Annotated in this window: 18 protein-coding genes and 1 tRNA gene; 18 read left to right on the top strand and 1 reads right to left on the bottom strand. The window is 45.3% G+C overall.

Annotation, left to right across the window (positions count from 1 at the left end):
- The first annotated feature begins 170 nt into the window (after positions 1-170).
- Complete coding sequence (locus FLB61_RS07840; protein WP_087201450.1) at positions 171-1,460, top strand: aspartate aminotransferase type Ic; 1,290 nt, start codon at positions 171-173, stop codon at positions 1,458-1,460.
- 154 nt (positions 1,461-1,614) lie between these two features.
- On the opposite strand, the gene FLB61_RS07835 is transcribed toward FLB61_RS07840, so the two are convergent.
- Entirely contained in the window at positions 1,615-5,886 is a 4,272-nt protein-coding gene (locus FLB61_RS07835) for a 2-hydroxyacyl-CoA dehydratase (protein ID WP_221919818.1), read from the bottom strand.
- 206 nt (positions 5,887-6,092) lie between these two features.
- On the opposite strand from FLB61_RS07835, the gene FLB61_RS07830 reads away from it, so the two are divergent.
- The 17 genes from FLB61_RS07830 (at position 6,093) to FLB61_RS07750 (ending at position 22,642) form a co-directional block, all read left to right on the top strand.
- Positions 6,093-6,959, top strand: coding sequence for a rhomboid family intramembrane serine protease (locus FLB61_RS07830; RefSeq protein WP_087210688.1), 867 nt, complete (start codon positions 6,093-6,095; stop codon positions 6,957-6,959).
- Positions 6,960-6,990: 31 nt separating this feature from the next.
- Complete coding sequence (gene pyk / locus FLB61_RS07825; RefSeq protein ID WP_087201444.1) at positions 6,991-8,427, top strand: pyruvate kinase; 1,437 nt, start codon at positions 6,991-6,993, stop codon at positions 8,425-8,427.
- Positions 8,428-8,543: 116 nt separating this feature from the next.
- Complete coding sequence (locus FLB61_RS07820) at positions 8,544-9,248, top strand: TrmB family transcriptional regulator (RefSeq protein ID WP_246599166.1); 705 nt, start codon at positions 8,544-8,546, stop codon at positions 9,246-9,248.
- 1 nt (position 9,249) lies between these two features.
- Positions 9,250-10,542 (top strand): diaminopimelate decarboxylase, encoded by a 1,293-nt coding sequence (locus FLB61_RS07815; RefSeq protein ID WP_221919817.1) that lies wholly within the window; start codon positions 9,250-9,252, stop codon positions 10,540-10,542.
- 59 nt (positions 10,543-10,601) lie between these two features.
- Positions 10,602-10,684: transfer RNA gene (locus FLB61_RS07810), tRNA-Leu, on the top strand.
- A 159-nt stretch (positions 10,685-10,843) separates the two neighbouring features.
- Complete coding sequence (locus FLB61_RS07805) at positions 10,844-11,500, top strand: phage head-tail adapter protein (RefSeq protein ID WP_330625531.1); 657 nt, start codon at positions 10,844-10,846, stop codon at positions 11,498-11,500.
- 380 nt (positions 11,501-11,880) lie between these two features.
- Positions 11,881-12,552: a GntR family transcriptional regulator gene (locus FLB61_RS07800; RefSeq protein WP_087201438.1), complete on the top strand. Its 672-nt coding sequence runs from the start codon at positions 11,881-11,883 to the stop codon at positions 12,550-12,552.
- Positions 12,553-12,584: 32 nt separating this feature from the next.
- Positions 12,585-13,520 carry an ABC transporter permease gene (locus FLB61_RS07795; protein WP_087201436.1) on the top strand — a complete coding sequence of 312 codons (936 nt, stop codon included), beginning with the start codon at positions 12,585-12,587 and terminating at the stop codon, positions 13,518-13,520.
- Positions 13,521-13,535: 15 nt separating this feature from the next.
- Entirely contained in the window at positions 13,536-14,486 is a 951-nt protein-coding gene (locus tag FLB61_RS07790) for an ABC transporter permease (RefSeq protein WP_330620398.1), read from the top strand.
- Between the two features lie 12 nt (positions 14,487-14,498).
- Positions 14,499-15,530 carry an ABC transporter ATP-binding protein gene (locus FLB61_RS07785; protein ID WP_087201435.1) on the top strand — a complete coding sequence of 344 codons (1,032 nt, stop codon included), beginning with the start codon at positions 14,499-14,501 and terminating at the stop codon, positions 15,528-15,530.
- A 2-nt stretch (positions 15,531-15,532) separates the two neighbouring features.
- Positions 15,533-16,510: an ABC transporter ATP-binding protein gene (locus FLB61_RS07780; RefSeq protein WP_221919816.1), complete on the top strand. Its 978-nt coding sequence runs from the start codon at positions 15,533-15,535 to the stop codon at positions 16,508-16,510.
- A 61-nt stretch (positions 16,511-16,571) separates the two neighbouring features.
- Positions 16,572-18,266, top strand: coding sequence for a peptide ABC transporter substrate-binding protein (locus FLB61_RS07775; RefSeq protein ID WP_221919815.1), 1,695 nt, complete (start codon positions 16,572-16,574; stop codon positions 18,264-18,266).
- A gap of 63 nt (positions 18,267-18,329) precedes the next feature.
- On the top strand, positions 18,330-19,445 hold the full coding sequence (locus tag FLB61_RS07770; protein WP_221919814.1) for an amidohydrolase family protein: 1,116 nt from the start codon (positions 18,330-18,332) through the stop codon (positions 19,443-19,445).
- On the top strand, positions 19,445-20,608 hold the full coding sequence (locus FLB61_RS07765) for an amidohydrolase family protein (protein ID WP_221919813.1): 1,164 nt from the start codon (positions 19,445-19,447) through the stop codon (positions 20,606-20,608). The genes FLB61_RS07770 and FLB61_RS07765 overlap by 1 nt, the downstream gene beginning before the upstream one ends.
- A gap of 102 nt (positions 20,609-20,710) precedes the next feature.
- Positions 20,711-21,349, top strand: a complete 639-nt coding sequence (locus tag FLB61_RS07760) for a type I phosphoribosyltransferase (RefSeq protein WP_221919812.1) — start codon at positions 20,711-20,713, stop codon at positions 21,347-21,349.
- A gap of 44 nt (positions 21,350-21,393) precedes the next feature.
- Entirely contained in the window at positions 21,394-21,696 is a 303-nt protein-coding gene (locus FLB61_RS07755; protein WP_330625530.1) for an ABC-2 transporter permease, read from the top strand.
- 388 nt (positions 21,697-22,084) lie between these two features.
- The gene (locus FLB61_RS07750) at positions 22,085-22,642 is read left to right on the top strand and encodes a manganese efflux pump MntP (protein ID WP_221919810.1); all 558 of its coding nucleotides are present in this window, start codon (positions 22,085-22,087) and stop codon (positions 22,640-22,642) included.
- Positions 22,643-22,723 lie beyond the last annotated feature (81 nt).

The raw sequence follows: 22,723 nt of genomic DNA, 5'->3' as shown, positions 1-22,723 counted from the left end.
ATATAAAATGAATGAAAGACCTTTTTGAAATTCATTTTTTTGTGTTTTCTGCATAAATTTTAACTAAAATGGGAATAATTTGCAAGAAACAGTTGACGTAGAGTCAAATCATGGATAAAATAAGTAACAGTGAAATGAAGTAGTGAATAATGATGAAGGGCGGTAGGAGCATGACAGCTTATAAGGATTTGAGCAAAGAAGAGTTAAAAGCGTTGAAGAGGGAATTGACGAAACAGTTTGAGGAGGTCAAGGCAAAGGGACTGAAGCTTGATATGTCTCGTGGAAAGCCTTCTACAGAGCAGCTGAATCTTTCTATGGGGATGATGGATGTTTTGACGAGCAGTACGGATCTTGTCTGCGAAGAGGGCGTTGATTGCCGGAATTATGGTGTTCTTGACGGGATCAAGGAGGCGAAGCAGCTTCTTGCAGACATGATGGAAGTGCCGAAGGACAATATCGTAATTTTTGGAAACTCCAGCTTGAATGTCATGTATGACACGATTGCGCGTTCTATGACGCATGGTGTCATGGGAAGTACGCCGTGGGCAAAGCTTGACAAGGTAAAATTCTTGTGTCCGGTTCCGGGATACGACCGCCATTTTGCGATTACAGAGCATTTTGGTATCGAGATGATCAATGTTCCGATGACTCCGACAGGACCGGATATGGATATCGTGGAGGAGCTTGTAAGCAGTGATCCGGCTATCAAAGGTATCTGGTGTGTGCCGAAGTACTCCAATCCGCAGGGAATCACATATTCTGACGAGACAGTACATCGGTTTGCAAAATTGAATCCGGCAGCAGAGGATTTCCGTATTTACTGGGATAATGCGTACGGTATTCATCATTTATATGAGGATAAGCAGGATTATCTGATTGAGATTCTCATGGAGTGTAAAAAAGAGGGTCATCCGGATATGGTTTATAAATTCTCATCTACATCCAAGATCAGTTTCCCGGGTTCCGGTATCGCGGCGATTGCAGCATCGGATGCCAATCTTGTGGAAATCCGTGAGCAGATGAAGATCCAGACCATCGGACATGATAAGCTCAATCAGCTTCGCCATGCGAGATATTTTAAAGACATCCATGGCATGGTAAAACATATGAAGAAACATGCAGCCGTCATGAGACCGAAATTTGACGCTGTGCTGGAAACACTTCAGAAAGAGCTTGGAGGTCTGGAGATTGGTTCCTGGCTGGCTCCGAGAGGAGGTTATTTTATCTCCTTTGATTCTCTTGATGGATGTGCGAAGGCGATTGTTGCAAAGGCAAAGGAAGCGGGTCTTATTATGACAAATGCCGGAGCAACCTATCCGTACGGAAAGGATCCGCATGACAGCAATATCCGTATTGCTCCGTCTTATCCAACATTGGAAGAGATTAAACTTGCAATGCAAGTATTTACGTTGAGCGTAAAACTTGTGAGTGTAGAAAAATATCTGAAATCTGCAAAATAGAGCATCTGTAAAAGCTCCCTCCGGAGCGGCAGTTTTAGAAAACTGTCATTCCTGGAGGGAGTTTTTTTATTGCATCATAAAAATGGAAAATCCAATAAAAAATGCTGCCCGGCATTGAGCCGGACAGCGAGATAATGAACTATATTTATTCTATTTATTCTGCTTGCTGAGCCTGAAGTTCTTTTTCAAGGTTTTTGTTTGCAGTGGAGAGCATCAGCTTGATTCGGTTCAGCTGATTTACCTCACTTGCGCCCGGGTCATAGTCGATAGCGACAATATTGGATTCTGGATGGAGCCGCCGAAGCTCCTTGATGACGCCTTTTCCGACTACGTGGTTTGGAAGACATGCAAACGGCTGTGTACAGACGATATTTTTTGCTCCAGTCTCTATAAGTTCCAGCATTTCTCCGGTTAAGAACCATCCTTCCCCAGTCTGATTTCCAAGAGAGACAATCTCCTTTGCCATGGATGCAAGATGCTGGATTGAGGATGGCGGTGTAAACCGCTCGCTCTGCTTATATGCATGTACAGCAGGTTTCCGGAACCATTCGATAACCTTGATCCCAAGGTTTGCGAGCCTTGCAGATGACTTTTTCATGCCCAGGTGGGTATGCTTGAAATTGGAATTGTAGAAACAGTACAGAAGGAAGTCCACAAGATCTGGAACGACTGCTTCTGCACCTTCGTGTTCCAAAAGTTCCACAAGGTAATTGTTTGCTGCCGGAAGGAACTTGACGAGGATTTCCCCTACAACTCCCACGCGTGGCTTTTTCACATCCGTGATCGGAAGTGTGTCAAAGTCATGGATAATCTGACGGCAAAGTTTTTTGAACCGACGTCTGGAAGGATATCCTTCAGAGACAAATTTCCGGCAGACAGCTGCCCATTTTTCGTACAACGCATTCGCTGAACCTGGTTCAGATTCATACGGACGAACCCGATAGAGACAACGCATAAAGATATCGCCCAGTACAGCTGCATACACACCACGCAGTGCCAGCATTGGAGTGATCTTAAATCCAGGATTTTTCTCCAGACCGCTTAAGTTGATGGAGATAACCGGGATATGGCTGTAACCGGCTTTTTTCAGAGCCCTTCGGATGAAACCGATATAGTTGGAAGCACGGCATCCGCCGCCGGTCTGGGAAATGATGACAGCCAGTTTATCGGTGTCATATTTTCCGGAAAGGATAGCCTCCATAATCTGTCCTACAACCATCAGAGATGGATAGCAGGCATCGTTATTTACATATTTGAGCCCCACATTGACCGCGTCCTTATTGTCATTTGGGAGCACTTGGATCTTATAGCCAGAAGCCTGGAAGGCTGGTTCGATGAGATCAAAGTGGATCGGAGACATCTGCGGACAGAGGATGGTGTACTGTTCTTTCATTTCTTTGGTAAACGGTACTTTTTCAATAGCCGCAGAGTGGATTTCCCGCTTTTCCTTCTTGGAATCCCGCACACGGATGGCGGCAAGAAGAGAACGGATCCGGATTCTTGCGGCACCCAGGTTATTAACCTCGTCGATCTTCAGGGAGGTATAGATTTTACCGGAACCTGTCAGGATGTCGGCCACCTCATCGGTAGTGACGGCATCCAGACCGCAGCCAAAAGAATTCAGCTGGATGAGATCCAGGTTTTCTGTCGTCTTTACGTAATTTGCTGCGGCGTACAGACGGGAATGGTACATCCATTGATCCATGACGTTAAGTGGACGTTCTACCGGATTTAAGTGGGAGACAGCATCTTCTGTCAGAACCGCAATACCATAGGAAGTAATAAGCTCCGGTATCCCGTGGTTTACTTCAGGATCATAGTGATATGGTCTTCCGGCCAGCACAATCCCATGTCTTCCCGTTTTCTCAAGATAAGCGAGTGTTTGTTCGCCTTTTTTGCGGACATCTTCCCGGCAGTGGGTAAGCTCTTCCCACCCTTTGTGGGCGGCAGCTCGAATTTCTGATTCCGGGATGCCAAATTTTTCTCCGAAAATCTGAATCAGCCGTGTAGTAAGAATCTCTTCGCTTGAAAGAGCAAGGAAAGGATTCATGAAATCTACTTTGCCGTGGATGATCTCATCCATATTGTTTTTGATGTTTTCCGCATATGATGTTACGATCGGACAGTTATAATGGTTGTTTGCATCCGGGAACTCGTTGCGTTCATATGGAATGCAAGGATAAAAGATCCGATCTACGCCTTGCTGGATCAGCCATTCCACATGCCCGTGTGCAAGCTTGGCCGGATAACATTCGGATTCACTTGGGATGGATTCGATGCCCAGCTCATAGATCTTCCGGGTGGAAGGAGGAGAGAGCACAACAGAGAATCCAAGTTCTGTAAAGAATGTAAACCAGAGTGGATAATCTTCATACATGTTGAGTACTCGGGCAAGACCGATAGTTCCTCGTGGCGCATCTTCTTTTGCCAGCGGCTTGTAGCCGAAGTAACGGTTGTTCTTGTATTCAAACAGGTTTGGGATATCCGTGTTTGTCTTTTCCTTTCCAAGACCACGTTCACAACGGTTTCCGGTAATAAACCGTCTTCCACCGGTAAATTTGTTGATCGTCAAGCGGCAGTGGTTGGCGCAGCGCTGACATTTGGCCATGGATGTTTCGTATGTAAGATTTTCGATCTCCTCAATCGGGAGCATCGTCGTTTCTTTACAGTCACAAGAGTGATATCTTTCGCGTGCAATGAGCGCGGCACCAAATGCCCCCATGATTCCGGCGATGTCCGGACGCACAGCCTGGCAGTTGGCAATCTTTTCAAAGCTGCGCAGAACCGCATTGTTATAGAAGGTACCACCCTGTACGACAATATTTTTTCCAAGTTCTGAGGCATCTGATACTTTGATGACCTTAAAGAGCGCATTTTTGATGACCGAGTAGGCAAGCCCGGCAGAAATGTCGGCGACAGATGCGCCTTCTTTCTGCGCCTGCTTTACTTTGGAATTCATAAACACGGTACATCGTGTGCCAAGATCGATCGGGTGCCTTGCGTAGAGGGCTTCATCTGCAAAATCTTCGACCGTGTAATTCAGTGATTTCGCGAAAGTTTCAATGAAAGAACCGCAGCCGGAAGAGCAGGCCTCGTTGAGCTGTACGCTGTCAACCGTGTGGTTTTTGATCTTGATACATTTCATGTCCTGGCCGCCGATATCCAAAATGCAGTCTACTTCCGGTTCAAAGAAAGCGGCAGCATAGTAATGGGACACTGTCTCCACTTCCCCTTCATCCAGGAGAAAAGCGGCCTTCATAAGAGCTTCCCCGTAACCAGTGGAACAAGAATAGGCGATTCTAGCTCCTTCCGGAAGTTTGGAATAGATATCTTTGATAGCAGTAATGGTCGTGGCAAGGGGATCTCCTTCGTTCCCATGATAGAAAGAATAAAGAAGTGTACCGTCCTCGCCTACGAGAGCTGCTTTTGTAGTGGTCGATCCGGCATCGATACCGAGATATACATTGCCTTTGTATGTGGCGAGATCTCCCACTGGTACTTGATGCTTTTCGTGGCGTTCCTTGAATTCTGTATAGTCCTTTTCAGAAGCAAACAAAGGTTCCAGGCGCTCCACCTCGAAATCCATCTCAATATGGTTTGCAAGACGTTTCTGCAGTTCCATGATCGGGATGTCAAGATCCCGTTTGGAGTTTAACGCAGATCCGACCGCTGCAAAAAGATGGGAGTTTTTAGGAGCGATCGTGTGCTCGTCATCCAGCTTCAGTGTCCGGATGAATGACTGGCGCAGTTCCGACAAAAAGTGAAGAGGACCGCCGAGGAAGGCTACATGTCCGCGGATTGGTTTGCCGCAGGCAAGGCCGCTGATCGTCTGGTTGACGACCGCCTGAAAGATGGAAGCGGCAAGGTCTTCCTTTGCAGCCCCGTCATTGATGAGAGGCTGGATGTCCGTCTTTGCAAACACGCCGCAGCGTGCGGCGATATCATAGATCGCTTTATAGTTTTTCGCGTATTCATTCAGGCCGGTGGCATCTGTCTGCAGAAGAGAGGCCATCTGATCGATGAAAGAACCGGTTCCTCCGGCGCAGATCCCATTCATACGCTGCTCTACATTTCCATTTTCGAAGTAGATAATCTTGGCATCTTCCCCGCCAAGTTCGATCGCTACATCAGTCTGAGGCGCATAGTCCTGCAGAGCCGTGGAGACTGCGATGACCTCCTGGACAAACGGCGTGCCCAGATGTTTGGCCAGCGTAAGTCCACCGCTTCCTGTAATGACAGGAGAGACATGGATAGCTCCAAGTTTATACACAGCTCTTCCCAAAAGATCAGAAAGGGTTTCCTGAATATTGGCATAATGACGTTCATAATCTGAAAACAAGAGTTCATTCTGTTCGTCCAGGACAGCAATCTTGACAGTTGTGGAACCAATGTCAATTCCCAGTGTAAATAAATCCTTTTGACTCATATGTGATACTCCTTTGCTGTTTGTAGGAAAAAATTTCTACCTAATTATATGTGTTTTGCAACAACGATATATTATACGACAAAACAATACAAGATACAATAAAATATTATAAAGGAAGAGTAAATTTCTTGTAAACTCCAAGAAGTACATTGACAAATATACGGCCAGACGATACAATGGGAACCGTATATGAAAGGAGAGACTTTATGAATTGGATTTCCAGAATGGAGCGCAGATTTGGCAGGTTTGCGATCCCAAATCTGATGTATTACATTATCATTTTGTACGGGATCGGATTCGTGCTGCATTATGTCAATCCGTATTTTTATATCCAGTATTTATCCTTGGATGCATCGGCCATTTTGCACGGGCAAATCTGGAGGATTTTGACATTTTTGATTCAGCCCCCTTCTTACAATTTATTATATCTGGTAATTGCCCTTTATTTTTATTATATGCTTGGAAATGCCCTGGAACAGACGTGGGGAGCGTTCCGTTTTAATTTGTATTTTTTTGCAGGGGTTCTGTTTCATGTGCTTGCCGCGATTGTCATTTATCTGCTAACCGGTGCAGTCTACATGCTGAACACAACATATCTCAATCTGTCGCTGTTTTTTGCGTTTGCCGCGCTGTATCCGGACATGCAGTTTCTGCTTTTTTTCATTCTCCCGGTCAAGGCAAAGTGGCTCGCATGGGTGGACGGAGCATTTTTTATATGGACCATCGTCCAGGCGTTTCTGCCTGCATACGGAGGGGTCAACAGTGCGTATAAAGTATATGCGCTGGCAGCGGGAATTTCAGTTCTTAACTTTTTTATATTTTATCTGTCTTCCAGAAACTTTGCAAAATATTCTCCGGGACAGAAAAAACGGAGTCGGCAGTTTAAAAAGAAGATGCGCACGGAGAATCGTTATGCTGCTCAGGCAGACGGACGTGTCCCGAAACACCGGTGCGCGGTCTGCGGACGAACAGAACTGGATCATCCGGAGTTAGAGTTTCGGTATTGCTCCAAATGCAATGGAAATTATGAGTACTGTCAGGATCATCTGTTTACGCACCAGCATGTAAAGTAGAGAGGAAAGGCAGAAAAAGGAGGAAGAAAAGATGAAAAAGACGAAGATTGTCTGTACAATGGGACCAAATTCCAATGACGAGAACGTTATGCGCAGTCTGGTAAAAAGCGGGATGGATATCGCCAGGTTTAACTTCTCCCATGGCAATTATGAAGAACACAAATATCGAATGGATCTTCTGAAAAAGATCCGGGAAGAGGAGCATCTCCCGATTGCAATTCTTCTGGACACAAAAGGTCCGGAGATCCGAACAGGAAAACTGAAAGACGGAAAGAAAGTAATGCTTGAGGAAGGCAGAGATTTTGTCCTTACGACAGAAGAAATCACAGGGGACGAAAAAAGAGTGTCCATCACATACAGCGGTCTCACGGAAGATGTCACACCTGGGAAAAAGATTTTGATTGATGACGGGCTGATCGAATTGGATGTAAAGAGTATCCATGGTTCGGATATCGTCTGTACAGTTTTAAATGGAGGAGAACTGGGCGAAAAAAAAGGTGTCAATGTGCCGAATGTTCCGGTGCGTCTCCCGGCTATCACGGAAAAAGACAGAGAAGATTTAAAATTTGGGGTAGAACAGGGAATCGATTTTATCGCTGCATCTTTTGTGCGAAATGCAGAATGCATTATTGAAATCAGAAGCTGGCTTCGCGAGCTGAAAGCGCCGTATATTCCGATTATCGCCAAGATTGAAAATGCGGAAGGAATCAAAAATATTGATGAGATCATCCGGTGTGCAGACGGAATTATGGTGGCAAGAGGAGATATGGGCGTGGAAATTCCAGCTCAGGAAGTGCCGTATATTCAGAAAGAGATCATACGTAAATGCAACGACAATTTTAAACCGGTTATCACGGCCACACAGATGCTGGACTCCATGATAAGAAATCCTCGTCCAACCCGTGCGGAAGTGACAGACGTAGCCAACGCCGTTTACGACGGGACGGATGCGGTCATGCTCTCCGGCGAGACGGCACAGGGAAAATATCCGGTGGAGGCACTGAAGATGATGGTTCAGATCGTGGAAAATACGGAAAGCCATCTCGATTACGAAGTAATGCTCAAGAAAGCCCAGAAACATAGGACCAGCAGTATATCCAGCGCGATAGGATTTTCGGCGGTAGCTACGGCGGCAAATCTCAGCGCAAAATGTATTGTTGCGCCGACGATGTCAGGAGCAACGGCAAAAGTGGTATCAAAGTTTAAGCCAAAGGCATGTGTTGTCGGTGTAAGTCCGGATGAGGCCACACTCCGGAGAATGCAGATCTACTGGGGAGTCCGTCCGCTCAAATCCATTCGTCTCAATTCTATGGAAGATGTGTGTGAAAATGCGATTGAGATGGTAAGAGTAAAGCAATATGTGGAACCAGGAGATATCGTTGTACTTACAGCAGGTCTGCCTGCACAGAGCGGAGCGTTTTCAAACAACGGAAGAAGCAATATGATGCGAATAGCTGTCATTGATTGATGATACGGGACATGCCGGAAGGCATGTCCTTTTTGCGAACTTGGCCTTGACATTTTGTGGGGAAGGGACTATAGTATCACTATAAAGAACTACTAAGGAGGAAGCGGGGAGTGAACATGGAAAGTTTTACAGAACATATTATGAAATTTGATCTTACAAGGCAAGAAGCGGCTATCTACGAATGTCTTCTCAAAAATGGCAGGCAGACCGGCTATGAGACGGCCAAAATGACAGGAATTTCCAGATCCAATGTGTATGGAGCTCTGTCGTCATTGGTGGAAAAGGGAGCTGCGCAGTATGAGGAAGAGCCGGGAGCGCGGAAATATATGGCGGTGGATCCTCAGGAGTTTTGCGAGAACCGGATCGAGCAGCTGAAAAGGGAAGAGGACTGGATTTTGCTTCATGCTCCGGAAAGGAAAGAAGAGGAAGACGGATATATTACGATCACAGGAAAAGAACAGATTCTCGGCAAGGCAAGAAAGCTGCTTCAAGACACTGAGGAGAGAGTGTATGTATCCGGAAACGCAGAGTTTTTGAAAGAAATCCTTCCGGCAGTCAAAGAAACAGCAGAAGAAGGCAAAAAAGTAGTTCTCATTACAGACTGTATGGAAATCGATCATCCAGGGAAAGTATACCATACAAAAGATCGGAAATCTCAGATTGGAATGATTGTGGATTCCAGGTATGTGTTGAGTGGGGAATTCGGGGAAGATACCCAGAATACATGTGTCTATTCGGGACAGCGCAATTTTGCAGAATTGTTCAAAGAAGCAATGGCAAACGAGATAAAACTGATCAGATTGACAGAAGGAGAACAGTAAGATGGAAAAGAAAACATTTGTGACAAAAGAAAAGCTGGATGAGATCATCCAAACATTTCCGACACCATTTCATCTTTACGATGAGAAAGGGATCAGGGAAAACGCGAAAGCACTGAAAGAAGCGTTCTCCTGGAACAAGGGATTTAAGGAATATTTTGCGGTAAAAGCCACGCCGAACCCGTTTCTCATCCAGATTCTGAGAGAATACGGATGCGGATGCGACTGCTCTTCTTTTACAGAACTCATGCTCTCAGACGCTATGGGAGTCAAAGGGGAAGATATCATGTTTTCATCCAACGCTACCCCGGCAAAAGAATATGAGCTGGCGGATAAGCTTGGGGCAATCATCAATCTGGACGATATTACCCATATTGATTTTCTGGAAAAAACCATCGGCCGCATACCGGAGACGATCAGCTGCAGATATAATCCGGGAGGCCTTTTCAAGATCAGCAACGACATCATGGATAATCCGGGAGATGCAAAATACGGAATGACAACAGAACAGATTTTTGAGGCCTTTCAGATCCTGAAAGAAAAAGGAGCAAAAGAATTTGGCATCCACGCTTTTCTGGCGAGCAATACAGTGACAAACGAGTACTATCCGATGTTGGCCAAAGTGCTTTTTGAGGTGGCGGTAAAACTTCAAAATGAGACAGGCGCGCATATTAAATTCATCAATCTCTCCGGTGGGATCGGTATTCCTTACCGCCCGGAACAAAAGGCTAATGATATAAAAATCATCGGAGAGGGCGTGCGAAAAGTATACGAAGAAGTCCTTGTCCCGGCAGGGATGGGAGATGTGGCAATCTACACGGAACTCGGGCGCTTTATGATGGGACCATACGGATGCCTTGTCACAACTGCGATTCATGAAAAGCATACGCACAAAGAATATATCGGCCTGGACGCATGCGCGGTCAACCTTATGCGCCCTGCCATGTACGGGGCGTATCACCACATTACGGTAATGGGAAAAGAGAACGAGCCTTGTGACCATAAATACGACATCACAGGCTCTCTTTGTGAGAACAATGATAAATTTGCCATTGACCGGATGCTCCCGAAAATTGATATAGGGGACACCATCGTGATCCATGACACCGGAGCACATGGATTTTCTATGGGATATAACTATAATGGAAAGCTGAAATCGGCAGAAATCCTGTTGAAAGAAGATGGAACAGCACAGCTGATCCGGCGCGCGGAGACACCGGCAGACTACTTTGCCACTTTTGACTGTTTTGATATCGGGAGACAGCTGATAGAGGAATCCCATAAAATTTGGAAATAGTTCTTGCAAATTAAAAAACAGTGTGATATAATCAATCTTGGCTTGTAAAAGCCAAGAAAGCCGGCGTGTCGGAATGGCAGACGAGGCAGACTCAAAATCTGTTGTGGGCAACCACGTATGGGTTCAAGTCCCATCGCCGGCATTATATTTGGGTGTCTGTTGGATACCAGATGACGTGAAGAAAACCTCTGATTTATCGGAGGTTTTCTTTGACTTTTGCACCAATGGCACGGCAGTAAGGATGATGTAGACAAAGGCTGGAAAGCGGCAAGGAATAACCAATGGGTTTTTTGGAGGAGCGATGATGAATAAGGAATGGTCGGAACTTAACAAAGCAATGCAGGCACAGATCAGGAAGAAAGATACTTATGAGGCAGGTATCGATACATTGTTTGAACTGCGGAACCGGCTAATGAAAGTCTTAACCGAATTCTATAGCGAATTAAATAGAGAAGAGTTCCATGCAATCCCTTTTTTACATGCAGACGGTTATCACAGCAAAACCATTGCATATTCCATCTGGCATATCTTTCGGATCGAAGATATAGTCGCGCACATTTTGATAAACGAAGACGAACAGGTATTTTGCACAGGAAATTATCAGGAACGGATTCATTCGCCAATCATAACAACGGGAAATGAACTTGTAAAACAGCAGATCGCAGATTTTTCAATGCAGCTTAATTTGAAAGAACTTTATTCCTACATTTTTGAGGTAAAAGCAAGTACGGAAAAGATACTCAAAAGTCTGTCTTATGCCGAATTGAAAAAGAAAGTATCAGAACAAAGAAAAGAATGCTTAAAATCGTTACATGTCGTAAGCAATGATGAGAATGCAATTTGGTTGATTGATTATTGGTGCAATAAAGATATACGAGGACTGATTCAGATGCCGTTTTCAAGACATTGGATTATGCACATAGAAGCAAGCTTACGCATCAGGAATAAAATACATTGATAAATCTACGGATTGCGGGTAACCGAAACAGCTGTCTCTTTTTGTGATTTATCAAGGAATTGGATTTACAGATACCACCAGTCTGAAATGGCCGGTGGTATTTTTGCGCTCTTTTTTCAGGAGCGGAACATAAGAGAAGTGCGAAATTTTCTTGTATATTCTTACATTGTTGACATTGAGCACATGCATTTTCGACAAAAAACAAGGAGTATTATACAAATATGACAAAAAAATAACATGAAAATATACAAAAAACGGCAAGAAATTTTGGTAGTTATTTTTGTCGAAAGTAGATTGTTAACAATTGACTTTTTCTTAACAAACAAGGTATAATAAAAACAAGAAAATTTTCACGAGTTAACGTGAAAAAGGAGAAAAATATGGTTAAAGCAGCAGTATCGCGAAAAACATTGAGAGAACAGGTTGCGGAAATTCTGAGAAAGAAAATCCTCAACGGGGAGATCAAGCCTGGCGAACGGATTATTGAGGCGGATGTGGCAAAAGCATTCCAGATCAGCCGGGGACCTGTGAGGGAAGCGCTTAGGCAGATCGAGGAGGAAGGACTTGTTACCTATGAATCTCACAAGGGATGCATTGTAAAGACGATGTCCTATGAGGATATGCAGGAGGCATATCTGATACGCTCCACACTGGAAACCCTGGCAGCAAAAATGTGTTCCGGGAACCTGCCGTCTGATCTGGAGGAGCGGATGGAGAGAAATCTCGAAAAAATGGGAGAAGCCGCGGAGAAACGGGATCTGTACCAGATCGTAGAACTCGATGAAGAGTTCCATTCCTGTGTTGTGATGTCGTCCCAGAGTGAAAAACTTTACAAAGTGTGGAAGTCTTTGGAAAGTGGAAATACGTCGGCGTATTTTACGATGGAGACGGAATCGCTTGTACCGTTTGATGTGCTCAAAGCGAATCATCAGCGAATCCTCGAAGCCTTTCGCACCAAATCTGTAGAAGAAATCTGCAGGGAGATCGAGAACCACTATATGATCGTTCCGAAAGTGTTGTTTGAGGAAATGCAGAAGAAAAAGAATCTGTAAACTGACAGACGGAAAAGAAGGGAGAGAAAAAAATGCTGAAATTTATTGGAAAACGACTGGCTTACGCCATCCTGACGCTGTTTTTGATCGCAACCGCCACCTTTTTCCTGGTTGCGGGGGCGCCTGGAGATCCCATTGCTGCGAAAGTAGGACAGATGCCGGAGCAGGCGCAGGAAATCATCGAGGAAAAATACGGGCTGGACAAGCCGGTACTTCAACGTTATGTCATCTATATGAAAAATCTTCTCACTACAGGAGATTTCGGGGAATCGATTATTTATACCGGAAAATCGGCCAATGATGTCATCAAAACGAATACGTGGGTGTCCGCGAAAATCGGGCTTCTTGCCATCTTTTTCCAGGTTACTATTGGCGTCTCACTGGGGTTGGTAGCGGCTTTGAACCGAGGAAAACCGGTAGATCATATCATCCGGGTTCTGGTCGTTTTGGCTATCTGCGTTCCAAGCTTCGTGTTTGCCGCCGTGCTCCAGTACTTCCTTGCATTTAAGTGGAAACTTGTACCGGTTTTCGGATGGGGAGAGTTGAAGCATTATATCCTTCCGGTAGCGGCCTATGCAATCGGCGGTATCGCATCCTACACAAAATACATGAGAAACAGCACGCTGTCCGTTATCAGTGAAGATTATATCGTGACGGCACAGGCCAAAGGGTGTACCCAGAAGCGCACCGTGCGCAAACATGTGCTGCGCAATTCGATGATTCCGATTGTCACGATGATTGGACCGGCTGTTGCGGGAATCTTCGCAGGCTCCTTCATTTTGGAAAAGATGTTTGCAATTCCCGGACTTGGATTTTACTATGTGAAAGCGGTATCGGATAACGATTATACGATGGTTATTGGACTGACGATTTTCTTCGCAATTCTGTTTGTCGGCGCTTTGATCGTAGTTGATATTTTATACGGAATTGTAGATCCGAGAATCCGAGTGGCAAAAGGTAAGAAGTAGGACGAGGTAAGATATATGGAGACGAGAGAAAACACAAATATGATGGGAGATATCCCGGAGACGGAAGATTTATTTGAACGTGTGGGAACGGAAGGGCTGTCCGGGGAAGACATCGGAGAAAAGTCCCTTACATACTGGGCGGATGTCTGGAGAAGATTCCGATCCAATAAGCTGGCTATTTTTGGTCTGATACTGCTTGTTTTGATCATTGCACTTCTGTTTATCGGCCCGATTGTCTCGGGCAAGGATTATCAGTATATCGACGCGGCTTTAAAAAATCAGGGACCGAGCTCGGAATACTGGTTTGGAACAGATGATATGGGAAGAGATCTGTTTACCCGTGTCTGTGTGGGAGGAAGAATTTCTATTTATATCGGACTTTGCTGTACGGTAGTGATGTTTGTGATCGGCGCCTTGGTAGGAGCGCTTGCCGGACTCAAAGGTGGAGTTGTGGATGATATCATCATGCGAATCTGTGAGTTTATCGGAAATCTGCCGTATCTGATCATTGTGGTTATCCTTTCCATGGTAATGGGAAGAAGCATGTTTTCACTGGTGTTTGCCATGAGTCTTACCGCCTGGGTAGGAACGGCACGTATGGTCCGGGGACAGATTCTGCAGATCAAAGAGCAGGACTATGTGCAGGCGGCCAAGGCCCTTGGCGCTTCCACGGGGCGGATCATCATCAAACACCTGCTTCCTAATACACTGGGAATCATCATGGTTGATATTACCATGTCGGTTCCGGGATTCATTTTCAGCGAAGCATTTTTAAGTTATATCGGACTTGGAGTAAGACCACCGGAGACAAGCTGGGGCGCACTTGCATCAGCAGGACAGCAGCAGTTGATGTTCTATCCGCATCAGTTGTTTTTTCCTTGCCTTCTGATCGTCTTGACTATGCTGACATTCCATCTGATCGGGGACGGATTATCCGATGCCCTGGATCCAAAACTTCGAAAATAGGGGGGCATCACGATGAACGAGACAATACTGGAGGTAAAAAATCTGCATGTTTCCTTTAAGACATACGCAGGAATATCACACGCAGTGCGTGGAGTGGATTTTGATCTGAAAAAAGGAGAGACACTGGCGATCGTAGGGGAATCCGGATGTGGGAAAACAGTTACATCCAAGGCGATCATGGGACTTCTCCCAAAACAAAATACAATGATAGATAAAAAGAATGGAGCACAGATCCTGTTTCACGGGGAAGATTTGCTTGGATATTCGGAGAAGAAGATGACGGAGATCCGCGGAAGTAAAATATCCATGATTTTCCAGGATCCGATGACTTCCTTAAATCCGACGATGAAGATTGGCGATCAGATCGCGGAAAGCATACTGATCCATAACAAAGTGTCAAAAGAGCAGGCGCACAAAGAGGCGCTGGAGATGCTTGAACTTGTCAAAATTCCGAATGCTCCGCAGCGAATGAAACAGTATCCGTTCGAATTTTCCGGGGGGATGCGCCAGAGAGCGATGATAGCCATGGCGCTGGCATGTAAGCCGGAGATCCTGATTGCGGACGAGCCGACAACTGCCCTGGACGTGACAATTCAGGCGCAGATTATGGATTTGATCGGAAGCCTTCAGAAAGAACTGAATATGGCAGTCATCCTTGTGACTCACGATCTGGGAGTCGTGGCAAGCGTGGCTGACAAGATTCAGGTCATGTATGCCGGGAAAATCGTGGAGCGGGGAAATGTAGATGAAATCTTCTATCGGTCTACACACCCGTACACGAGAGCGCTTTTGAATTCGGTGCCAAAAATTCACACAAACAACAAGGAGACACTGTATTCCCTGAAAGGGACACCGCCGGATCTGATCCATCCACCGGAAGGCTGCTCCTTTGCGCCGAGGTGTGAATACGGCATGAAGATCTGCCGACTGAAATATCCGAGAGAAACCGTGTTCAGTGATTCCCAGACATGTGCCTGCTGGCTGCATCATCCGAAAGCGGACACAAAGGGACTCCCGGAAACGATGATCAGAGGGGGGAGATAGTCATGGAAGAGAGAAAAGTACTGATCGAGGTAAAAGATCTGAAAAAATATTTCAATGTGGGACGCCATAAAATGCTCAAAGCGGTGGACGGAGTAAATTTTAAAATCTATCAGGGGGAGACACTTGGTCTGGTAGGGGAATCCGGATGCGGCAAGACGACATGCGGTAAGACGGTCATGGGACTTTATGAAGCTACCGGCGGACAGGTTATATTTGACGGAGTGGATATCCACAGCCTGAATAAAAAAGAAAAGAAAGAATTTACAAAACGTGCCCAGATTATTTTTCAGGATCCGTATTCATCATTAAATCCGAGAATGACGGTTGGGGATATCATCGGCGAAGGGATTGATATTCACAAATTGTATACAGGAAAAGAACGTCAGGAAAAGATTTATGAGCTGCTGGAGCTAGTAGGATTAAACAAGGAGCATGCGCTTAGATTCCCGCACGAATTCTCCGGCGGACAGAGGCAGAGAATTGGAATTGCCCGGGCACTGGCTATCGAACCGGAATTTATCGTCTGCGATGAACCGATTTCTGCGTTAGATGTCTCCATTCAGGCACAGGTAGTCAACTTGCTCATAGAACTTCAGAAAAAGAGAAATCTGACGTACTTGTTTATTGCTCATGATTTGTCAATGGTCAAACATATTTCCGACAGGGTCGGCGTTATGTATCTCGGCAATATGGTAGAATTTGCGGAAAGCGACGAACTTTATGATCATCCGCTTCACCCATACACAAAAGCGCTCATGTCGGCGATCCCGATCCCGGATCCGGATGAGGAAAAACGCAAAAAGAGGATTCCGATCGAGGGGGAAATCCCAAGTCCGGTCAATCCAAAACCAGGATGCCGTTTTGCGGCAAGATGCCGGTTTGCAACAGAAAAATGCAAACAGGCGACACCGGAGTTGGAAGAGATTACGCAAGGACATTTCGTGGCCTGTCACAGAGTGCGTGAATTACAGGACAAATAGAGGGACGAGAATCAATCAGCAGAAAAAAGCTGCTTGAGGATAAAGAAAAGGAGGAGAAATTATGAAACTAAGAAAGAAAATGCTGGCAGGTCTCATGGCAGTAGCTCTTGCAGCAGGCTCTCTTGCAGGCTGCGGAGGCGAAGAGAAAGAAAAGAAGACATCCGGCGGAAGCACTGAACAAGTGCTGAACATTTCCACAAACAGTGTGGTTATCGGACTCAACCCACTTGTAAACACAACAGCCCCGGACAACAAAGCACACAATATGATCTATGATCCGCTTGTGCGTGACCGGTCTGCGGAAGGAAACACAGATGAAATCGTTCCGGCAGCGGCCGAGAGCTGGGATGTCAGTGAAGATGGACTGACTTATACTTTCCATATGAATCCGGATGCAAAATGGAGCGATGGTTCCAAAGTGACGGCAAACGACTTTGAATTTACTTTTAAGAAAATGGCAGATCCGTCTGTGGCAGCGACAAACGCATGGCTGTTTGACGGAGTAATCACAAACTTTTCAGAAGCGCTTTACAATAATGGAAAGACTCCGGATGAGATCGGAGTAAAGGCGCTGGATGAAAATACGCTTCAGATCACACTAGTTCACCCGGCATCCTACTTCCTTGGCCTCGTAGCAGGATCAGTTTATCCGGTTAACCAGGCAAAATATGAAGAATACGGTGCAGATTACGGAACATCAGCAGACAAGACTGTATACAATGGACCGCTCAAAATTAAAAGCTGGAGCCAGAACACAGAAATGATCCTTGAAAAGAATGAACAGTACTGGGGCGCTGACGATATGAAGCTTGACACAGTCAATTTTAAAGTGATTCAGGATCCGTCCACTGCAGTACAGGCATTCATCAACGGAGAGCTGGATGTAGTCAGCACATCTGATACAAACTGGGGCAAGACAATCGCTGCATCGGGAGACTCTACAGAAAGCAATGTTCCAAGTAATGCTCCGGAATTCTTTATGTTCAACCTGAAGAACGAATACCTCAGCAACACAAAGATTCGCCAGGCTCTTTCAATCGCATTTGACAGACAGGAGATGGTAGATACGCTCCGTGACGGCAAATCAGAACCGATATATTCTCTCATGCCGGATACAATGAAAGTCGGAGAGAACACTTACACGGAATTAGTAGACGGAAAGAATCATTTCGTATCCGCTATGCAGGAAGAGTACACAGATCCGAAAGCATTATTCCAGGAAGGATTAAAAGAACTTGGAAAAGACACAGATACATCCAAAGTGACGATCCGCTATGCAAGCCGCGGAACAGATGAACTGTCCAAGAAGATCGGAGAATGGATGAAACAGGTATGGGAAGAAAAACTTGGCATTACTGTGCAGATTGATATGATGGAATGGAACATCATGTGGGATAAGATTGACGCAGGAGATTATGACATTGCACAGGCCGGATGGGGACCATACTACAATGAACCAAGTGCATTCTTCCAGCTGTTCGAGCCAGACAATGGATATTTTAACGCAGATAAGACAGGATGGAACAATGAAGATTCCAAACGTTTCAAAGAACTTCTTGAACAGGCTAAATATGTGGTAGATGAGCAGGAAAAGGCGAACATCTATCTGGAAGCAGAAACGCTTCTTGTTGGAAATGCTATTATCGCGCCGACTTACCTGGAAGCTTCCCCGACATATGTGAAAAACTATGTGAAGAATTATCCAGTTACAACGAATGGTACAACTGATTTCTCACAGGTTTACATTGAAAAATAGAAGGCAAAGGCTGGTCATGAATATGGCCGGCCTGCTTTGACGAGAAAAGCAGGAGGGAAAAGAATGTATCTGATCAAAAACGGAAGAATCCATATAGGGGACGGAACAATTCTAGATTCATGTGATATTCTCACAAAAGGAAAGAAAATCGAAAAAATAGGGAGGGAGATTGTTTGTCCGGAAGCGCAGGTTATCGATGCATCAGGGTGCGAAGTGTTTCCTGGTTTCATCGATCCGCATTGCTCTATCGGGGCCATGGGGATCCCTTCCAGGCATTTGGACAACCAGGAGTCCACAGGGCTTTTTACTCCGGAGATGAATGTAAAATATGCCATGGATCCGGATGAGGTAAACGCACAGGAGTTCTATAAAAGCGGGATTACGGCAGTGGGGCTTGCGCCGGGAAACGGAAATATCATGGGTGGACAGATTGCTGTCGTGAAGACGGCGCCTCAGAAGATGTCGGAGCGCCTTGTAAAAGAGAAAGCAGCCCTGAAATGCAGCGTTACTTCCGCCGTGAAAAACACATATGGTTCCAAAAACCAGATGCCGAAAACGAGAATGGGTATTTTCTGGAGTTTCCAGGAAATGCTTCGAAAAGCACGAACTGTCAAAATAGAAGACAGAGAGGAACGACAGGAGATTGTGAGCGAAGTGTTTGACAAGATGACAATGCCGGTGTTCTGTGCAGCGGAAACCCCGGCGGAAATCCAGGGACTGCTTCATATGATGAAAGAGGAGAAGGTGCAGGCAAGCATCGTGGACGGATTTGGGTTTGGAGATGCCCTGGAAGAAATGAAGCGTCAAAAGACTGGTCTGATACTCGGAAATGTCAACTCCTGCTCACAGATTGCAAAATACGGCATTGATCTTGAAAAGATCAATGAGCTTGTGAAAAATGGAAACCGTGTTGCCTTTACGAACACATGCGGGGGATTCTCCGAGGGAAGAGAAGTCTTTTTGTGGTCTGCTATCGAAGTGTACCGGGCCGGAGTTGAGGCGGAAGAAGTGGTGAGAATGATGACGGAACATCCGGCGGAAATGTTGGGACTGGGGGATCGGATCGGAACGCTGAAAGAAGGGAAAGACGCGGACATCTCTATATTTACGGGACACCCGGTTACAACCTATGCGGCAAAAGTAAAACACAGTATCATCAACGGGGAGGTGCTTTATTGATGAGGCAGACAGTGATCAAAGGAGGAACGCTTTATACAATGAAAGATGGTCAGGATGTCTTTCAGGGAGAAATCCTGATAGAAGACGGAAAGATCAAAAAAGTGATGGAACGGATCCCGGAAGAAATGATTTCTGATGATGCCAGGATAATGGATGCATCCGGGCTTTGTGTCATGCCAGGGCTTATCGATGCGCATTCCCACATCGGAATGTTTGACTTTAATTCGGAGACTTCTGTGGATGAGGCAAATGAGATGACGGATCCGGTCACGCTGTCCATCGATGCGCGGTACGGGGTAAACCCAAAAGCACGTGAATTCAAAGTGGCTTATGAACATGGCATCACGACCATGCTTCTCACGCCGGGCAGCGGAAATGTGTTCTGCGGTCTTCCGTTTGCCATGAAAACATACGGGGATAATGCGTTTGATATGTCCATCAAAGCGCCGTGCGCGGTTAAGATTGCCCTTGGCGGGAACCCGAAAAATACATATGGAGACAGGGATCAGCTGCCAATGACGCGGATGGGAGTCGCAAAGGTACTTTGGGATACGTTCCGAAAAGCAAAAACGTATATGGAAGATCAGGAAAATGGGAAAAATCCGCCATATAATGCAGACATGGAGGCTCTGTGCCTTGCTCTGAAAGGAGAGATTCCGTGTAAAATCCACTGTACACAGTACGATATGCTTACAGCCATCGAGGTGGCGAAAGCATTCGGTGTTCGATTCTCGCTGGAACATGCCTGGGGCGCTACGGATTATATTGATGAGATTGTGGAGAGCGGCTGTGATGTCTGCTATGGACCGATTGCGACATATCGTTGTGTAGGCGAGCGAAGAAAGATTGATGTGGAGGCAGTGAAGATGCTGGATGACAGAGGAGTCAATGTGGCGATCATTACCGATTCGCCGATTCTCAGTGAAGAATCTCTCTATCATCATATAGGAGAGGCAGTTCGGGAAGGTGTTTCCCAGGAACGGGCGATGAGAATGGTAACGATCAATCCAGCCAGGATTCTTGGAGTGGAAGAGCGGATTGGAACGCTGGAAGAGGGTAAAGATGCGGATATCATTCTCGTAAAAGGAAAACTTGGACTCGATACAAATGCGAAAGTACAATGTACCATGATCGATGGAAATATCGTGTACTGTTGTCTATAAATTCAGAACAAAAAAAGTGCCGGAAAAAAATGCGGGGATTACACAGAAAACAGAAGTATGGTACAATGTCTATAACAAAAAATGAGAAAGGAGACAAACCATATGGATGAACGGTTGACAAATTTACGTTCCTCAAAAAATCCGAAGGCCCGGATTAAGATCCTGAAAGGACATTTTGCTACGAGCAATTCCCACATCAACACGTATATTGATATGTCCACTGTGAAGACCAGACATCGAAATGGACGGGAGACGGCAAAAGTGCTGGCGGCGGAGTATACCCACACTTATATTGACACGATCGTATGTCTGGATGAAACGGAAGTGATCGGTACGTTCATGGCAGAGATCCTGGCAGATGAAACGGTCATGTCCATGAGCCATGGAAATAATATTTCTGTAGTAACACCGGAATTTGACAATCTTGGACAGATCATGTTCCGGGATAATAAGATCCGTATGATTGAGAACAATCAGGTGTTGGTTCTCGCGGCATCTATTACGACCGGAAAGACGATTCTGAAAGCTGCGGAATCTGTCCTGTACTATGGAGGAAAGGTGTGCGGTGTGGCAGGTATCTTCAGTGCTGTGACGAAGATTGCAGATATGGAAGTGAAGTCAATCTTTTCCAGCGCCGATCTTCCGGACTATAAGGCTTATACGCCGGAAGCCTGTCCGATGTGCAAGGCAGGAGAGAAAGTAGAAGCTCTTGTAAACAGCTACGGATATTCTAAACTTTAATATTTTGTCAATAAAAAGCTGCTGCATGATATTGTGGCAGTTTTTTGTTGAGAAAAACTTCTTTTAAAGGAGTATTGATAGGAATAGAGATGGGGCTTATGATTATTGCAATCATGTATCCTATAACTTTAAAGAAAAGCGCCGAGAAAAGTGAAATGGTTTTAGTGATAGCTACTATGATTTCGACAGCGATATGGGTAGCAATCTGGTCTGTATGCAATCATATCAATATAGAGATCGAGGCATTGAGACATACAGACATGATTTTGTTAAGCGCAGCTGTGTTGATGTTTTTTGGATCCTTTTTTGTATCTTCTTCTATTCAGAAGAGCAAAGAATTCCGGTAATGATACAAGATTGATATATGAAAAGTCTATGCAATTTTTTGTGTGGGCTTTTTGTATTTTCAAGAAAGATAAGAAAATACAAATAAATACAAATAATATATAAAAAAACTTGAAAGGAGGAAGGTTTTTCGGTATAATACAAAACAGCGTTAAGCGCGTTTTGATTTGGAGAAGATGGAGCATAAGGGAGTAGTTGGCACGTTTGTGTGTCAAAGTCAACATATTGGAGTAATCCTGGCTTTGAATGAAACAACGAGACTTATCTGTATCAGAGATTGATATAGGTAAGGACTCGCTTTTTTATTGCAGAAATCTAAAGACCTCCCCCATCTTTGACAGATCTGTCTTTACTAAACGAAGGAAAAAGAAACATAAGGAGGGAAAAAAGATGGGTTTGATGGAACTGTTTTTCATTGCTGTCGGCCTTGCTATGGATGCATTTGCCGTATCCATCTGTAAAGGGTTGTCAGCAGGGCAGGCGAAACCAAAGTATGTATTATGTGTGGGGCTGTATTTCGGAGGATTTCAGGCTTTGATGCCGGCTATTGGATATTTTATCGGAAGCCATTTCCGCGGAGCAATAGAAAGTGTGGATCACTGGATTGCATTTATACTTCTGGCCGTTATTGGAGGAAATATGATCCGGGAATCGAGACAGGAAGAAGAATGCATGGATGCGAGATTTGATTTCCGTGAGATGACGGCTCTTGCGGTGGCAACGAGCATCGATGCGCTGGCTGTAGGGGTTACCTTCGCATTTCTGGATGTGCAAATTGGACCGGCCGTTCTTTTTATCGGATGCATTACGTTTGTGATCTCTGCCGTTGGCCTTAAGATCGGGACGGTGTTTGGAACAAAATACAAGAATAAGGCGGAGTGCTTTGGAGGAGTTGTCCTCATACTGATCGGGCTTAAAATTTTGCTGGAACACCTTGGCGTCTTTTAAAGAAATCTGCCGGACACGTTGTAAAAAAAGATAAAACGAAGTACAATAAGAGAAAATGCGAACACAAGGCGGTGTGCAGTC

Origin of the sequence: Sellimonas caecigallum (genome assembly GCF_019754295.1) — a bacterium.
In the GTDB taxonomy this organism is placed as follows: Bacteria; Bacillota; Clostridia; order Lachnospirales; family Lachnospiraceae; genus Sellimonas; species Sellimonas caecigallum.
Note: the sequence above shows the minus strand (reverse complement) of the source record. Positions and strands in the feature narration are given on the sequence as shown.